Below are 15629 nucleotides of genomic sequence, written 5' to 3' on the forward strand. Positions count from 1 at the left end.
CGCCATGGCGACCCCCCTCCCCGGCCCGCCTCCGGCCGCCCTGCCCGAGAGCGTCGACGTCGTCGTCGTGGGCGCCGGCGGGGCCGGCATGACCGCGGCGCTGGCCGCGGCCGCCCGCGGGCTGGAGACCGTCGTGGTCGAGAAGAGCGCCTACTTCGGCGGCTCGACCGCACGCAGCGGCGGGGGCGTGTGGATCCCCAACAACTACGCGCTCGAGGCGGCGGGGCAGGGCGACGACCCCGCACAGTCGCGCCTCTACCTCGACTCGATCGTCGGCGACGTGGTGCCCAAGGTGCGCCGCGACACCTACCTGGACCGTGGCCCGGAGGTCATGGACTTCATCCGGGCCCGCACGCCGCTGCGGTTCGTCTGGGTGCCGCAGTACGCCGACTACCACCCCGAGGCGCCCGGTGGCCGCACCGCGGGGCGGTCGGCCGAGCCGGTCCCGATGGACGCCCGGTTCCTCGGCGACGAGCTGGCGCGGCTGCACCCGCAGTACACCAAGGCGCCGGCGAACATGATCGTCACCCAGGCCGACTTCCGGAAGATCAGCCTGGGCCTGCGCACGGTCCGCGGCCCGGTCACCATGGCCAAGGTGCTGCTGCGCCGCATCGTCAGCCTGCTGCGCGGCCAGAAGATGTACGCGATGGGCAACGCGATCGCGATCGGGCTGCGCAAGGGGCTGATGGACGCGGGGGTCCCGGTCCACTACGAGACCGAGCTGACCGACCTCGTGATCGAGGACGGCCGCGTGGTCGGCGTCCGGGTGCGGCAGGGCGACGAGGAACGCGTGGTCCGAGCCCGCCGAGGGGTCGTGCTCGGCAGCGGTGGCTTCGAGCGCAACCTGGAGATGCGGGAGAAGTTCCAGCCCCAGCCGACCTCGGTGGACTGGACGACGGGCTCGCAGTTCAACACCGGCGGCGGCATCCTCGCGGGCATCGCGGCCGGCGCCCAGACCGACCTGATGGACGACGCCTGGTGGGGCCCGACGATCCCGCTGCCCTCCGGGCCGTGGTTCTGCCTCGCCGAGCGCAACCTGCCGGGGTCGATCATCGTCAACCAGGCCGGCGAGCGGTTCATGAACGAGGCGCTGCCGTACGTCGAGGCGGTGCACGAGATCTACCGCGGCGAGGCGACCGGCGTCGGCCACGTGCCGGCCTGGATGGTCATCGACCAGCGCTACCGCAACCGCTACCTGTTCGCCGGGCTCTCGCCGCGCCAGCCCTTCCCGGGGCGCTGGTACAAGAACGGCACCGTCGTCAAGGCAGCGACCCTCGAGGAGCTCGCTGCCGAGATCGGCCTGCCGCCCGGAGCCCTGACCGAGACGGTCACGCGCTTCAACGGCTTCGCCCGCAGCGGCGTGGACGAGGACTTCCACCGCGGTGAGAGCGCCTACGACAAGTACTACTCCGACCCGACCGTGAAGCCGAACCCGTCGTTGCACACGATCGACCAGGCGCCGTTCTACGCCGTGAAGATCGTGCCCGGCGACCTCGGCACCAAGGGCGGGCTGGTCACCGACGAGCACGCCCGGGTGCTGCGTCCGGACGGCTCGGTGATCCCCGGCCTCTACGCCGCCGGCAACTGCTCCAGCGCCGTGATGGGCCGCACCTACGCCGGCCCGGGCGCCACGATCGGGCCGGCGCTGACCTTCGGCTACCTCGCGGCCGAGACGATCGCCGGCGAGGCCGCCGCTGCGGACACGAACCGGGAGACCGCCTGATGCCCATCGACCCCGACGTCGCGATCGGCGCCGAGCTCGGCTCGCTGGAGTTCACGTGGACCGAGAGCGACGTCCTGCTCTACCACCTCGCGATCGGCGCCACCGACCTGTCGTACACACTGGAGACCGCCGGCCTGCAGGTGCTGCCGTCGTTCGGCGTGGTCGCGCCGACCTTCCACGCCAGCGACCCGCCGCCGCTGGACCTGCCCGGCTGCGACATCGACCTCGCCCAGGTCGTGCACGGCTCGCAGTCGATCGCGGTCGAGGGCCCGCTCGCCACCTCGGGGTCCGCGACCGTGACGACCCGGATCAGCGAGATCTGGGACAAGGGCAAGGCCGCGGTGATCTGGCAGGAGGGCGTGGCCACCGCACCGGACGGCCGGCGGCTCTGGACCACCCGGTCCTCGATCTTCGTGCGCGGCGAGGGCGGCTGGGGCGGCGACCGTGGCTCGTCGGCGCCGGTGGAGCTGCCCGACCGGGCGCCCGACCTGGACGCGACCTACGACGTGCTGCCCCAGCAGGCGCTGCTCTACCGCCTCTGCGGCGACCGCAACCCGCTGCACGCGGACCCCGAGTTCGCGCGGCGGGCCGGGTTCCCGGCACCGATCCTGCACGGCCTGTGCTCCTACGGCATCGTGCTGCGCACCCTGACCGACGGGGTGCTCGACGGCGACGCCAGCCGGGTCGCCGGCTTCGGCGTGAGGTTCTCCGGCGTCGTCTTCCCCGGCGAGACGATCCGCACCCGCGCCTGGCGGGAGGGCGACCGGATCGTCGCCTCGGCGTCGGTCGCCGGCGGCGAGCGCGACGGGGCGCCGGTGCTCGGGGACGTGGTGCTCACGACGTCAGGCTGAGGACCCGTTAGCAGAGCCGGCAATCTCCAGACATCGCGCGTCCGGTATGGCTAGCATCACGCGACCTCCCGTCCCTAGGAGCCACGAGGAGCAGCCGATGTCCGGTACCGCACGCCTGGCGACCGCCGTCGCCGGCCTCACCGTCGCCATGATCGCGACCCTGGCCCCGGCGACGCCCGCGGTGGCCTCCACGCCGCAGCTCGAGACCCAGGTGTCCTTCCCGACCCGCACCGTCCGCGACGCCGCCGGCAATACGTTGCTCGCCGACTCGTCGGGGCGGGCCCTGCAGCTGCACGGGGCCAACCTGGGGAAGACCGACGACATCACCGAGGACGACGTCGCCGACCTCGGCGCGGCCGGCTTCACGCTGCTCCGGCTCCCGATCCAGTGGAGCAAGCTCGAGCCGGCGCAGGGCTTGTACGACGCGGCGTACCTGCAACACATCGAGGACGTGCTCGCCTGGGCGCACGAGTACGGGCTGCTCGTCCTGGTCGACTGGCACCAGGACGTCTTCGGGCCGGCGTTCCCCGGCTTCGACGGTGCCCCGACGTGGGCGACCCGCACCGACGGGCACGTCTTCACCCCGGACCCCGGCAACTGGTTCATCAACTACTTCGACCCCGCGGTGAAGGCCGCCTTCACCCACCTCTACGGCGATGCCGACCTCCGGCAGGCACAGGTGGACGCCTGGACCTACCTCGCCGACCAGCTGGCCGGCTCGCCGGCGCTGCTCGGCTACGACCTCTTCAACGAGCCGTTCTGGACCTCGCGCACGTTCGAGCAGGACGAGCTCCCGGCGATGTACGACCGACTCGTTGCCGGGATCCGCACCGTCGACCAGCGCTCGTGGCTCTGGATCGAGCCCACGGTCCTGGTCGGCGAGGGCATCTCGCCGGGACTCCCCGGCATCGACGACCCTCGCCACGGAGCCCCGCGCATCGGCTACGCGCCGCACGCGTACTCGACCGCGGTCGAGGGCGGCGACGACTGGGACCCCTCCAGCGGCTGGGTCGGTGCCTACGAGTCGATGATCACCCGCTACCCGCGCCGCCACCACCTCCCGGTGATCATCGGCGAGTGGGGTCCGAGCAACGCCGACGCCGCCCACCCCGGCAACGTCGCGCTCGTGAAGCAGCAGGTGGCCAGCTTCGCGCGGTTCGCCACGGGCTGGGCCATCTGGTACGGCTGCCGGTCGGCCACCGGCTCGGGCTACTGCCTGCTGTCGGACGACCAGGGTCACATCGGGTCCGGGCACGCGGCCGCCGGCCGGCCCTACCCGCTGGTCCTCGGGGGCGCCACGGTGTCCGAGCGCGCGACGCCGGCCGCCTACGACCTGCGCTACCGACCCCGGCGCAACCTCGCGACGCAGGTCGTGGTGCCGACCGGGTTCGGCGACCGGCTCCGGGTCCGCGTCACCGACACCCGGGGGCGGCCGGCCGCGGCCCGCGTCGTGGTGTCGCCACCGTCGCGCACCGGCGCCCGGACGGTGACGGTGACCCCGCGTGCTGCCACCCGGGCCACCTGGGAGCTGCGGATCACCCCCGGCCACCGTTGAGTCGGGAGCTGGGCACCGTCAGGCGGCCACGCCCGCCGCGGTGAAGGCAGCCGCGACGACAAGCGTGACCGGCACGCTGAGGAGCGCTGCTGTGGCAGCGACCGCAGGACGCCGTACCGAGGCGGCCAGCATGAGGACACCCAGCACGGCCAGGCAGGTCGCGATGCCGGGCGTGGCGCCGGGCGGCTGCGCGACCCAGACGTGCACCGCGTCCCCGAGGAGCACCGACACCCCGAGCGCGGTGGCGATCGACGCCGGCAGCCAGCGGCCGCGCACGGCCCACGTCCCGGCGGCCCCCAGCACGCCGCCCACGGCGACCGAGAGCTGCAGCCACGTCTGCGTCGACGCCGACGTGAGGACCGATCGGTCGTCCCCGGACCACCAGATCCCGGCCGCGTAGTACGCCTCGACCGCCACGACGAGCATCGCGGCGCCGGCCACCGCACCCGTGGCCGGACCCGTGCGGAGCACCACCGCGAGCACGGCGCCCAGCACGTAGGCCGCCCCTGCCCAGACCGCGCAGGAGTTGGCCGCGGCGGACCAGGCCGACGGGTCGGACAGGTTCCAGGCCAGGTCCACCACGCCGAGGAGCGCGCCCGTGACGAGCGCGAGGCCCAACGCGAGGGGCAGCGCGAGGGGCAGCGCCGCCCACGGCGGCGTGTCGGCAGGGGCCGACCGTGCAGCCGTGGCCGGCGGAGGAGTGGGGACCGCGGAGATCGTCATGCGTCCAGCCTGTCGCCGGGCCGGCGCGCACACCTCCGCCTGAAGTACCGGCGTGCTGGCGCCAGGTACCGCCCGGTCTCCCCATCTGGCGCGCCCGTGCCTAGCCCGCGAGGAGGCCCCGGACCCACCGGGGCGCGGGGTTGGTGTGGGCCTGCTGGCCGACGAAGACCGTCGGCACGGTCTCGTCGCCGTCGTTGACCGACCGGACGCGAGCAGCTGCGTCGGGGTCCCGGCGGATGTTCACCCACACCGCCCTGCCGCCCGCGGGTCCGAGAGCGAACCGCATGCGGAGGCAGAACACGCACCCGGGTCGCCAGTAGATCAGGGGGACGCCGTGCTCGTCCGCGCGCACTCGGCCGGCAGCGTCGCCGGGGGATCTCGGGAAGGCGACCGGCGTCAGCGTCACCACCAGGTAGAGGCCGGCGATGACGAGCAGGACCGCGGACAGCACGCTCACGCCCGGTGCCCCACCACGTAGAGCCGGTCGCTGACCTCACCGCGGGCACCGAGCCGGCCCCGGAGGTACCACTCGACGTCGACGAGCCCGGCGGCCTCGACCGCGGCGACGACCCGTTCCCGGTCGTGCTGGGCGAAGTCGAGGTCGACGGGGACGTCGAACCAGGTGTCGTGGTGGGCGGCCGGCAGCCCGGCGTGCAGGGCCAGCACCAGCCAGCCGCCGGGCAGCAGCGGCCGGGCGAGGGCGGCGACCGCGTCGGGGAGTTCGGCGGGCGCGAGGTGGATCAGGGAGTACCACGCCAGCACCGCCGACCACCCCGGCGCGCTCGTCGGGCGCATCAGCCGGCGCAGGTCGCCGACCTCGTAGGAGCCGGCGGGGAAGCGGCGCCGCGCCTCGGCCACCATGCCGGGCGACAGGTCGATGCCGGTGGCGTCGGCGCCCGCGTCCGCGAGGTACGCCGTCACGTGGCCGGGGCCGCACCCGACCTCCACGACCGCTCCCCCGCCGGCGTGGGCGGCGACCCGGTCGAGCAGCCACGTCTCGAACGGCAGCCCGTCGAGCTCGGTGAGCAGGCTGTCGGCGTACGCCGGCGCGACCGCGTCGTAGGACGCCCGCACCCGCTCGTCGCGCGCCGCAGCGCCCCCGGCCAGCACGTCGAGCACCGGGGCAGTCTCCGGAGCCGTCGCCTCGCCGGGTGCGTCGCCCAGCAGGTGCACCCAGCGGGCGTCGCGGTCGCCGCCACGTCGGGGCAGCTCGCGCACCAGACCCCGAGCGGCCATCGCCCGCAGCGTCACCTCGACCGCCGTCCGGTCGGCGAACACGTGGAGCCGGTCCGAGCGCGTGCGCAACTCCCCCGGCGCCTGCGGCCCGCGCAGCAGGAGCACGGTCAGCAGCGCCCGCTCGTCGTCGCCGAGCCGGAGCACCTCCCCGAGCGTCTGGTGGTACTTCAGGGTCCGGCGGCCGGAGTCGGACCACACGATCCGCACCAGCCCGCGGTCCTTGAGCCGACGGCCCACCTGCTCGACGGTCTGCTCGTCGTAGTCGGTCACCGGCTCGCGGCTGCTGGTCTGGTTGCAGGCGGCGCGCAGGGCATTCAGCGTCAACGGGTAGCTCGCGGGGACGGTCACCTGCTTCTCGAGCAGGCTGCCGAGCACCCGCCGCTCCTCGGCGTCCAGGGGCGCGTCCAGGGGTGCGTCCAGGGGCGGGTCGAGCGCAGGGAGGTCGGTCACGCTCCGACGGTACCGACCTCCCCGCGCCCCCTGGCCGTGACGCGTCGCTCAGCGGGTGACGCGGAAGGTCCTGCGCAGCGTGGCCGTCGAGTCGTCACCGGCATAGACCTCGATCGTCCCCGGCTCGACGACGAACTTCCCCCGGTTGTCGTAGAAGCCGACGTCACTCGCGTCCAGGGTGAACCGCACGACCTTCGACTCCCCCGGCTGCAGGGCGACCCGCTCGAACCCGCGCAGTCGCCGCACCGGCTGGGAGATGCTGGCGACCGGGTCGTGGAGGTAGAGCTGCGCGACGTCGGCGCCGGCCACGTCACCGGTGTTGGTCACCTTCATCGACGCGACGACGCGGCCCGTGCGCGGCATGGTGGTGCGGCTCAGCCGGAGGTCGGACACCGAGAACGTCGTGTAGCTCAGCCCGAACCCGAAGGGGAACAGCGGGTCGCAGCTGCGCAGGTCGCGGTAGCGCGAGACGTACTTCTGGGTGACGTCGCAGGGCCGGCCGGTCGGCTCGTGGTTGTAGTAGATCGGCACCTGGCCCAGCGTCTGCGGGAACGACACCGGCAGCTTGCCGCTCGGGTTCACCTTCCCGAACACGACGTCGGAGACCGCGTGCCCGGCCTCGGTGCCGGGGAACCAGGCCTCGAGCACCGCCGGTGCCGACGCCACGACGCCGGACAGCGTGAGCGGACGACCGTTGAGCAGCACGACCACCACGGGCTTGCCGGTCGCCGCGACCGCGTCGACCAGGTCCTCCTGCCGGCCGGGCAGGTCCAGGGTGCTCCGCGTGGTCGCCTCACCGCTCATCTCGCGGGTCTCCCCCACGACCAGCACGACCTGGTCGGCCGCCTGCGCCGTCGCCACCGCGTCGGCGAACCCGGAGTCCGAGGCGCAGTCGTCCGCCGGGTCGTACGCCGGCGGCTCCTCGTTGCTCAGGCTGCACCCCTTCGCGTACGTCGTCGTCCCGGTCGATCCGTCACGCACGCCCTGCAGCACGCTGACGGCGTCCTCGTCGCGGCCCTGGCCCCACCAGGGACCGAGGACGTCGTGCTGGTCGTCGGCCAGCGGGCCGATCACGGCGGTGTCGGCGGACGGGTCCAGCGGCAGCGTCGCGTCCTCGTTCTGGAGGAGCACCATCGAGCGCGCCGCCGCGGTGCGCGCCGTCCGCCGGTCGGCGGCGGTCAGGAAGCTCGCCGGGTCGGAGGCCTTGGACTGGTCGACGTACGGGTGCTCGAAGAGCCCGGCCCGGAACTTCACGCGCAGGATGCGACGCACGGCGTCGTCGAGCCGGGACTTCGTGATGCGGTGCTGGGCGAGCAGCTGCTTGCCGTAGTCGCGGATGTAGGTGCTGACCATCTCCGAGTCGGTGCCGGCCATCAGCGCGGCGGCGCCGGCACTCGGCCCGTCGGCCGCGGTCCCGTGGCCGCACGGGCCCTCGTCGGGGGTGCGAGGCGGGCACGCGCGGGTCTCCGCGACGGCGGTGTAGTCGCTCTCGATGAAGCCGTCGAAGCCCCACTGCTTCTTGAGGATCGTCGTCTCGGTGTAAGGGTTCGCGCATCCCGGGACGCCGTTGATCGAGTTGAAGGAGCACATCACGGTGTCCGCGCCGGCGTCGATCGCGGCCTTGAACGGCGGCAGGTAGAGGTTGCGCAGCCGCTGCTCGGACATGTCCGTGGTGTTGTAGTCCCGGCCGCCCTCGGGCTGCCCGTAGCCGACGTAGTGCTTGACGCTGGTGACGACCCGGTCGGGCGCGCGGTAGCTGCGCCCCTGCGCCCCCTTGACCCGGGCGGCGGCCATCACCGAGCCGAGGTAGGGGTCCTCGCCGTTGCCCTCGACGATCCGGCCCCACCGTGGCTCGTGGGAGACGTCGACCATCGGGCTGTAGACCTGCTTGATGCCGACGGTCGCGGACTCGCGGGCCCCGATCCGCGCGTCGGCGCGGGCGACGTCGGGGTCGAACGAGCTGGCGGCGCCCAGCGGCACCGGGAAGATCGTGCGGTAGCCGTGGATCGTGTCGTAGGCGAAGAGGATCGGGATGTGCAGCCTGGACTGCCGGACCGCGATCCGCTGGAGGCGGTTGATCTTGGCGGGGTCCGTCAGGCTGAAGACGCCACCGACGCCGGCCTTGGCGTCGGCGTCGGTGACCTGGCCGTCGGACAGCAGCTGGACCTGCTGCAGCTTCTCCGCCGTGGTCATCTTGCGCAGCAGCTGGTCGATCCGCTGCTCGATGGACCGGTCCGCCGGTCCGCGGGTGGGCGCCAGGGCCGCTTCGTCCGGCGCCCGGCCGGGCGCGAGGACCGTGCTGGCGGTCGCCGTGCCGGTCAGTGTCAGCGCCAGGACCGCGCCCGAGATCGCGAGTCGTCGCATGAGAGCTCCTCCGCGGGCACCGGTCGTGGCCGACCGGCGGGGGTGACGGTCGGGCCCGCGCGGCGACCACGTGCCCGCACCCGCGAGGGCATCACGTCCGTGCCCGCGTGACCGGTGTCACAAACCCCGCCCGGCCCCTCGGGATCGGTCACCACCTCCGGAGACCCAGTACTTCTGCTCGACCCGACCGAACCAGAACACCACCTCAGCGGTCTGGGTGAACGCCATCCGGTCGTAGAGGCGGTACATCCGGTGCCCCGCGGTGCCACCCACCCGGTAGCCGGGGTAGCCGATCACCGCGGCGACCTGGCGTGCCGTCATCCCCCGGTGGATCCGGGCGAACTCGGCCTGCGAGACGGTGCGGCGCGCCGTCTTCTCGGTGACCACCAGCGTCTGCGCCCGCTCGGCGAACGTGCCGGCGCACGCGGCACGGATCGTGCTCCAGTAGCGCCCCGGGTCGACCCGCGGGAAGCGGGTCCGATGGTCCGCCCCGGCCCAGTGCCAGCGGCGGCTGGCGCCGGTCCCGAGGTCGGTCAGCACCCAGGTGGCACTCGGCTGCGTCGAGTAGTCCGAACACGTGACGTACGGCGCGAGGATGCCGCCCTTGCCACCCTGCGGGGCGGCGTACGCCCTGGCCCGGTCGATGGTCGGGTGCACCGCGGCGCTCGCGCTCGGCGCGACCAGCAGGCTGCCGGCGAGGGCCAGAACCAGGGTCGGGCCGGTGAGCAGGGCTCCCAGCTTCGTCCGCACGACTACCCCCCGACGCCCTCGACGACCCACTCCTTGACGGTGACCCGGCCGTCCCGGTACTGGATCTGGCACCACTGCGCGAACGGCATCTTCTCGTAGGTGCGGTAGGTCGTCCCGTCGAAGGTGCCGATCAGGTCACCGCGGTAGCCGACGATGTCCGCGACCCGCGACTCGGTCATGCCCTTCCTGATCCGGTCGAACTCGGCCCGGTTGATCGTGGTGGCGTCCGACTTCTCACGCACGAGGATGGCGTCGGTCCGGGTGTCGGTCGACTCGCCGCACCGCGCCGTCGTCTCGCCGACGTAGCGTCCGGCGGGCACGCGGAGCATGTAGTAGGCACCGCCGGTCCAGTGCTTGCGGATCACGTCGTCCGTGCGCAGGTTGGTGACGCGCCAGGTCACGACCGGGCTCGTCTCCTCGTCGGAGCAGTAGACGTACGGCGAGCCGATGCCGCCCTTCGCGCCAGGCAGGGCCCCGTACACGCTCCCCCGGTGGATGACCGGGTGGACGGCGTCCTGAGCACTCGCCCCCACCGGGGCGAGGGCGAGCACCGTGCCGGCTGCCAGCGCGGACACCGCGATCCAGGTGGCGCTGCGTGGTCTCATGACGACCTCCTCCGTCGAGCCGCCGCGGTCTCGGACGAGAGCCGCGGCCGGGCCGAGGTGGACCGCCGAGCCGGAGCACGACTCGTGCCCCTGTGCCGACCGTAGACCCGGACTCACCGGCGGGCCGTGCGGTCGGGAGTGACGATCGTCACGCGCCAGGTCGCGCCTCGGCGACGACGGTGACCCGGTCCCGGTCGGGGTCCCAGCGACGCAGCGTCGTCAGGGACAGCTCGACGTCGGCGTGGCCCAGGACGTCCACGGCACGCTGCGCGATGGCCCGGTCCAGCCGGCGCGCCAGCGTGAGGTGCGGCAGCCAGCCCACGTGCTGGCGGTCGGGGACGTGCACGCGGACCGCGAGCACCCGGCGTACGACGTCGTCCTCGATGTCGACCGCGCGGGCGACCGTCAGCCGCTCGCCGCCGAGCAGCAACAGGCCGGCGGACCGGGCGCGGACCGGCAGCAGGCTGCCCAGCCGCACCCGCGCGAGGTCGACGACGTCCTCGGGGAGATGGGGTGCGGAGACGACGGTGACGTGCGGGGCGTTCGAGTGGCCGGTGTGGTCCAGCTGCGAGGGCAGCCCGGCGTCGCGCAGCGCCTGCCAGTCCCGGCGTACCGCCTCTTGGCCCTCCAGGTCGGGCACAAGGTCCAGCGCATGCAGCCTCACCACGTGCTTAGGCTGCCTCATGGTCAAGCCGCAGAAGCGCCTGGGGGCGCGTGAGTACGAGGCCGAGCTCTTCCGCCTGCAGGCCGAGCTGGTCAAGGTGCAGGAGTGGGTGCGCGCCAGCGGCACCCGCCTCGTCGTGGTCTTCGAGGGTCGCGACGCCGCCGGCAAGGGCGGCACGATCAAGCGGATCACGCAGTACCTCAACCCGCGCGTCGCGCGGATCGCCGCCCTGCCCCAGCCCAGCGAGCGTGAGCGCGGCCAGTGGTACTTCCAGCGCTACGTGGGCCAGCTGCCCAGCCGCGGCGAGGTCGTGCTCTTCGACCGCTCCTGGTACAACCGGGCCGGCGTCGAGCGGGTGATGGGGTTCTGCACGCCCGAGGAGCACCGGCGGTTCCTGCACCAGTGCCCGATCTTCGAGCGGATGCTGGTCGAGGACGGGATCCTGCTGCGCAAGTACTGGTTCTCGGTCAGCGACGAGGAGCAGCAGCGCCGCTTCCGCGACCGGCTCGACGACCCGATGCGGCGGTGGAAGCTCTCCACCATGGACCTGGAGTCGATCACGCGCTGGGAGGAGTACTCGCGCGCCAAGGACGACATGATGGTGCACACCGACATCCCCGAGGCGCCCTGGTACGTCGTCGAGAGCGACGTGAAGAAGGAGGCCCGGTTGAACATGATGGCCCACCTGCTCTCGACGATCCCCTACACCGACGTCGACGACGAGGCACCGACCTCGATCCCCGAGCGGCCGGCCGCGACCGGCTACCAGCGGCCGCCGCGCGAGCAGCTGACCTACGTCCCCGACCACGTCGCGAGCATGCTGGGCGGCTGACGCGGTCGGTCAGTCGGTGAGCACGATGCGCACGCTGTCCTCGCGGCCGGAGTTCTTGGTGGCGATCTGGAGCCCGCCGGCCCCCCGGGGACGTCATACGAACCGGTCACCCCGGCAGCCACCACGGATGACCTCCCGCCCGCGCCCCCAGGACGTCATACGAACAGGTCGCCCCAGCAGCCACCTCGGATGACCTCCCGGCGGCACGGCGGAGCCGGTCAGGCCAGCCACCCCTGGGCGCGCCGCGTGTGCGCCGCCTTGCGGGCCGGGTCGAGCCCGTCGTACAGACGGGCGACCTGGCGGCTGCGTGGGTTCCCGGCGAAGACGTCGTGGTGGTCGCGGACGAAGGTCCAGTAGAGCGCGTCCCAGTCGTCGCGCCACTCCCCCGGCCCGAAGTCGCTCATCCGGCGCAGGTAGTTGGAGCCGGAGACGTACGGCTTGGCCGTGATCGCGGAGCCGGCGCCGAACTGGCTCATCGCGTGCACGTTGGGCACCATCACCCAGTCGTAGGCGTCGACGAACATCTCCATGAACCACTCGTGCACGGCCTCGGGGTCGGTGCGCAGCAGGCACATCGCGTTGCCGAGCACCATCAGACGCTCGATGTGGTGGGCGTAGCCGGTGCGCAGCACGCGGCCCACGACGGTGTCGACGGGCAGCAGGCCCGTCTCGGCGGTCCACCAGCCGTCGGCCAGCGCCCGGGTGTGGCCGAGGTGGTTGCGCGAGCGCATCCGGCGGCCCCAGCGGACGTACGTCGCCCGCATGTACTCGCGCCAGCCGATCACCTGACGCACGAACCCCTCGAGCGACGCGAGCGGCACGCCGTCGGCGGCCAGCGCCCGGGCGAGCACGTCGCGGGGGTCGATGAGCCCGATGTTGAGCCCCGGCGTCAGCATGGAGTGGAAGAGCGTGCCGTGCGCCACGGAGATCGCGTCCTCGTAGGGTCCGAACTCGGCGAACCGATGGGCGAGGAAGTCGTCGTACGCCGCCGCGGCCTCCTCGTGGCTGGTCGGCCAGGCGAACTCGTCGACCTCCCCGGGGTTGTCGAGGAACGCCTCACGCACCCAGGCGATCGCCTCGTCCACGGCGGGGTGACGGGCGGGTCGCGCCACGGTGGGCACGGGGTGCCCGCGCGGCAGCTTCTTGCGGTTCTCCTCGTCGAACGACCAGCGTCCGCCGACCGGTCCCGCCTCCGGACCCGTCCCGTCGAGCAGGACGCCGAGGCGGCGGCGCTGCCAGGTGTAGAAGTGCTGCATCCGCACCTGCCGGCCGGCACCGGCGAACCAGCCGTCCACCTCGGCCCGGCTGGTGAGGAACCCCGGCGTCTCGAGCCACCGGTCCACCATCGGCAGGTCCCGTTCGAGCCAGTCGTCGACGACGTCGTAGGACTCGATGACCGTGGGGTCGAGGTGGCGCAGGACCCGGTCGAGCTGGTCGCGGGAGGCTCGCCCGGGGTCGGTGCGGACCACCTCGACGGCCCGGCCGGCCGCCCGCAGCCGATCGGCGAAGCGGTCCATCGAGGCGCGGTGCAGGACGAGCTTCTGGCGGTGGAACCGGTAGTGCCGGAAGAGCAGGTCGTGCTCGACCAGCACGAACGCGGTGCCCGCGGGCGCGTCGAGGTGCTCGGCGAAGAGCTGGTGCGGCAGCACCAGCCGGACCCGTCGTTCCCTCATGACCCGATCTGTCCCCGGGACCGGGGTGCGGCACTCCTCGTCCGGTCCACCCCTAGCTCTCCTCGCCGAGCAGCCGGCGCACGCCCGCCCGGGAGAGCAGCAGGCACACGACGAGCGCGGTGACCGAGACGAAGCCGCCGAGGCTGACCCGGTCGCCGAAGACCAGGTCGACCAGCCCCAGCACGACCAGCTTGCTGCCGGCGGCGACGACCCAGAGAGCCAGGAGCGCCAGGACCTTGCCCACGGCGGTCTCCGCGCTCCGGTGGCGGTCCAGCACCGCGGACTTGACCCGCAGCACGACCTCGAGCGCCAGCTTGAGCAGCACCGCGGTGAGCAGCGACAGCGTGAACGTCTCGCTGATGACCGCGGGGAAGTACTCCACCGCGAGGTTGAGCACGACCACGTAGACGAAGACGTCGACGACGTCGCCGGGCCGGGCGGCCAGCCACGCCCACGCCGGACGGCGTCGCCGCTCGCTCTGGGTCACGCCCCCGATGGTCGCGCATCCGCGATACTCGGCGCATGCCACTCCTCGACACCTGGACGCCCGGGCAGCACACGGCCGACGGCGTCACCCACCCGACGTACCGCAAGGGCAGCGGACCGGGCGTCATCGTCATCCACGAGATCCCCGGGCTGACCCCGACGGTGATCGGGTTCGGCGAGGAGGTCGTCGCGGCCGGCCACACTGTCGTGATGCCGCACCTGTTCGGCAAGCCCGAGGCTCCGCCGACCGGCGGCGCGATCGCGAAGGTGCTCCCGCGCGTGTGCATCAGCAAGGAGTTCACCACGATGGCGGTCGGTGAGACCTCGCCGGTCGCGACCTGGCTGCGCAGCCTGGCCCGGAGCCTGCACGACGAGCTCGGCGGCCCCGGTGTCGGCGCGCTCGGGATGTGCTTCACGGGCGGGTTCGCGCTGGCGATGATGGTCGACCCCTCAGTGGCCGCGCCCGTCCTCGCGCAGCCGTCGCTGCCCTTCCCCGTGGGCAAGAAGCGGGCCGCGGACCTCAACCTCTCCCCCGCCGACCTGGCGGCGGTCAAGGAGCGCGCCGCCGCCGGCTGCCAGGTGCTGGGCCTGCGCTACGCGAAGGACGTGGCGGTCGGGACCCGGTTCGAGACCCTCTCCCGCGAGCTCGGCGACGCCTTCCTGCGCGTCGACCTCGACGGCAAGGGACACTCCACGGTCACCGAGCAGCGGTCGCAGGAGGCGGTCGACCGGGTGCTGGCGTTCTTCGACGAGAAGCTGCGGCCGTCCGCGTGACCGCACCGCCCCCGACGTCCCGGCGGGGCCTCTTCGTCGCGCCCTTCGACGCCCTCGCCGACCCGCGCGTCATCGGCGACCTCGCGGCGCGCGCCGAGGACGCCGGGTGGGAGGGGTTCTTCCTCTGGGACCACCTGCAGTACGGCGACCGGGTGGCCGCGATCGCAGACGTGTGGACCTGCTGTGCCGCCGTGGCGATGCGGACGTCGCGGCTGTCCTTCGGCCCGATGGTCACCCCGCTGGCCCGCCGCCGGCCCCAGGTGCTGGCCCGCCAGGCCGCCTCGCTCGCGACGCTCTCGGAGGGGCGGTTCGTGCTCGGGCTGGGCCTCGGCGACGACTGGGTCGGCGAGTTCAGCGCGTTCGGCGACGAGCCCGACCCGAAGGTGCGCGGCGCGATGCTCGACGACGGGCTCGCGGTGCTGACCGGGCTGCTGTCGGGTGAGCGGGTCGACCACGACGGGCCGCACCACGCGGCGCGCGACGTCCGGTTCCTGCCCGCACCGCGGGTGCCGATCTGGCTCGGCGGGCGGTCCGGCAACGCCGCGCCCCTGCGGCGGGCGCTGCGCCACGACGGCTACTTCGTCATCGGCCTCGACGGGCCGGACGACCTGTCCGCGCTGGCCGCGCAGGTCCCCACCTCGGACTTCGACCTCGTCGTCGACCTGCGCGCCGACCAGGACCACGGCCCCTGGCTGGACCGCGGCGCCACCTGGGTGCTGACCCGCGTCGGCCCCTTCGACCTCGACCTCGCCGAGGTCCAGCGCCTCGTCGACCTGGGCCCCAGTCACCCATGAGTCGGGCCGGAATCACCCGCGAGCTGGGCCGTGGTTCGGTGGGTACGGTCGCTGGTGCGGTGTCGTGGTCGCTTCGACCGCGGTACACGTCTGCGAATGCGACCACAGCACCGCAGGGGCACCATGACCACGGCGGGCCGGTGAGCCGC

General features: G+C 73.3%; 15 protein-coding genes. 6 read left to right on the forward strand and 9 right to left on the reverse strand.

What is annotated here, in order from left to right:
• The first annotated feature begins 4 nt into the window (after window positions 1–4).
• The 3 genes from kstD (at window position 5) to ACILRH_RS18505 (ending at window position 4129) form a co-directional block, all read left to right on the forward strand.
• Window positions 5–1723: a 3-oxosteroid 1-dehydrogenase gene (gene kstD, locus ACILRH_RS18495; protein WP_395695532.1), complete on the forward strand. Its 1719-nt coding sequence runs from the start codon at window positions 5–7 to the stop codon at window positions 1721–1723.
• On the forward strand, window positions 1723–2574 hold the full coding sequence (locus ACILRH_RS18500; RefSeq protein ID WP_395695533.1) for a MaoC/PaaZ C-terminal domain-containing protein: 852 nt from the start codon (window positions 1723–1725) through the stop codon (window positions 2572–2574). Before kstD ends, ACILRH_RS18500 begins: the two co-directional genes overlap by 1 nt.
• A 97-nt stretch (window positions 2575–2671) precedes the next feature.
• The gene (locus ACILRH_RS18505; RefSeq protein ID WP_395695534.1) at window positions 2672–4129 is read left to right on the forward strand and encodes a glycoside hydrolase family 5 protein; all 1458 of its coding nucleotides are present in this window, start codon (window positions 2672–2674) and stop codon (window positions 4127–4129) included.
• Window positions 4130–4147: 18 nt separating this feature from the next.
• On the opposite strand, the gene ACILRH_RS18510 is transcribed toward ACILRH_RS18505, so the two are convergent.
• The 7 genes from ACILRH_RS18510 to ACILRH_RS18540 form a co-directional block, all read right to left on the reverse strand.
• Window positions 4148–4852 carry a DUF6518 family protein gene (locus ACILRH_RS18510; RefSeq protein ID WP_395695535.1) on the reverse strand — a complete coding sequence of 235 codons (705 nt, stop codon included), beginning with the start codon at window positions 4850–4852 and terminating at the stop codon, window positions 4148–4150.
• Window positions 4853–4952: 100 nt separating this feature from the next.
• Window positions 4953–5309 (reverse strand): glutaredoxin domain-containing protein, encoded by a 357-nt coding sequence (locus ACILRH_RS18515; RefSeq protein ID WP_395695536.1) that lies wholly within the window; start codon window positions 5307–5309, stop codon window positions 4953–4955.
• Window positions 5306–6538 carry a DUF480 domain-containing protein gene (locus tag ACILRH_RS18520; RefSeq protein WP_395695537.1) on the reverse strand — a complete coding sequence of 411 codons (1233 nt, stop codon included), beginning with the start codon at window positions 6536–6538 and terminating at the stop codon, window positions 5306–5308. The genes ACILRH_RS18515 and ACILRH_RS18520 overlap by 4 nt, the downstream gene beginning before the upstream one ends.
• Before the next feature lie 48 nt (window positions 6539–6586).
• Window positions 6587–8902: a beta-glucosidase BglX gene (gene bglX, locus ACILRH_RS18525; protein ID WP_395695538.1), complete on the reverse strand. Its 2316-nt coding sequence runs from the start codon at window positions 8900–8902 to the stop codon at window positions 6587–6589.
• Window positions 8903–9019: 117 nt separating this feature from the next.
• Window positions 9020–9652: a hypothetical protein gene (locus ACILRH_RS18530; RefSeq protein WP_395695539.1), complete on the reverse strand. Its 633-nt coding sequence runs from the start codon at window positions 9650–9652 to the stop codon at window positions 9020–9022.
• A 2-nt stretch (window positions 9653–9654) separates the two neighbouring features.
• Window positions 9655–10257, reverse strand: coding sequence for a hypothetical protein (locus ACILRH_RS18535; RefSeq protein WP_395695540.1), 603 nt, complete (start codon window positions 10255–10257; stop codon window positions 9655–9657).
• Window positions 10258–10405: 148 nt separating this feature from the next.
• Window positions 10406–10924 (reverse strand): hypothetical protein, encoded by a 519-nt coding sequence (locus ACILRH_RS18540; RefSeq protein WP_395695541.1) that lies wholly within the window; start codon window positions 10922–10924, stop codon window positions 10406–10408.
• Between the two features lie 16 nt (window positions 10925–10940).
• Between ACILRH_RS18540 and ppk2 the strand changes: the two genes are divergently transcribed.
• Window positions 10941–11753 carry a polyphosphate kinase 2 gene (gene ppk2, locus ACILRH_RS18545; RefSeq protein ID WP_395695542.1) on the forward strand — a complete coding sequence of 271 codons (813 nt, stop codon included), beginning with the start codon at window positions 10941–10943 and terminating at the stop codon, window positions 11751–11753.
• A 218-nt stretch (window positions 11754–11971) separates the two neighbouring features.
• On the opposite strand, the gene ACILRH_RS18550 is transcribed toward ppk2, so the two are convergent.
• Both ACILRH_RS18550 and ACILRH_RS18555 read right to left on the reverse strand, forming a co-directional pair.
• Window positions 11972–13426 carry a cryptochrome/photolyase family protein gene (locus ACILRH_RS18550; protein WP_395695543.1) on the reverse strand — a complete coding sequence of 485 codons (1455 nt, stop codon included), beginning with the start codon at window positions 13424–13426 and terminating at the stop codon, window positions 11972–11974.
• A 52-nt stretch (window positions 13427–13478) separates the two neighbouring features.
• Window positions 13479–13913: a hypothetical protein gene (locus tag ACILRH_RS18555; protein ID WP_395695544.1), complete on the reverse strand. Its 435-nt coding sequence runs from the start codon at window positions 13911–13913 to the stop codon at window positions 13479–13481.
• Between the two features lie 35 nt (window positions 13914–13948).
• On the opposite strand from ACILRH_RS18555, the gene ACILRH_RS18560 reads away from it, so the two are divergent.
• Entirely contained in the window at window positions 13949–14686 is a 738-nt protein-coding gene (locus ACILRH_RS18560; RefSeq protein ID WP_395695545.1) for a dienelactone hydrolase family protein, read from the forward strand.
• A complete protein-coding gene (locus ACILRH_RS18565) occupies window positions 14683–15480 on the forward strand; it encodes an LLM class flavin-dependent oxidoreductase (protein ID WP_395695546.1) in 798 nt (265 codons plus the stop codon). Before ACILRH_RS18560 ends, ACILRH_RS18565 begins: the two co-directional genes overlap by 4 nt.
• The last annotated feature ends 149 nt before the right edge of the window (window positions 15481–15629 follow it).

The sequence above is a fragment of the Nocardioides sp. genome (assembly GCF_044226765.1).
Lineage (GTDB): Bacteria > Actinomycetota > Actinomycetes > Propionibacteriales > Nocardioidaceae > Nocardioides.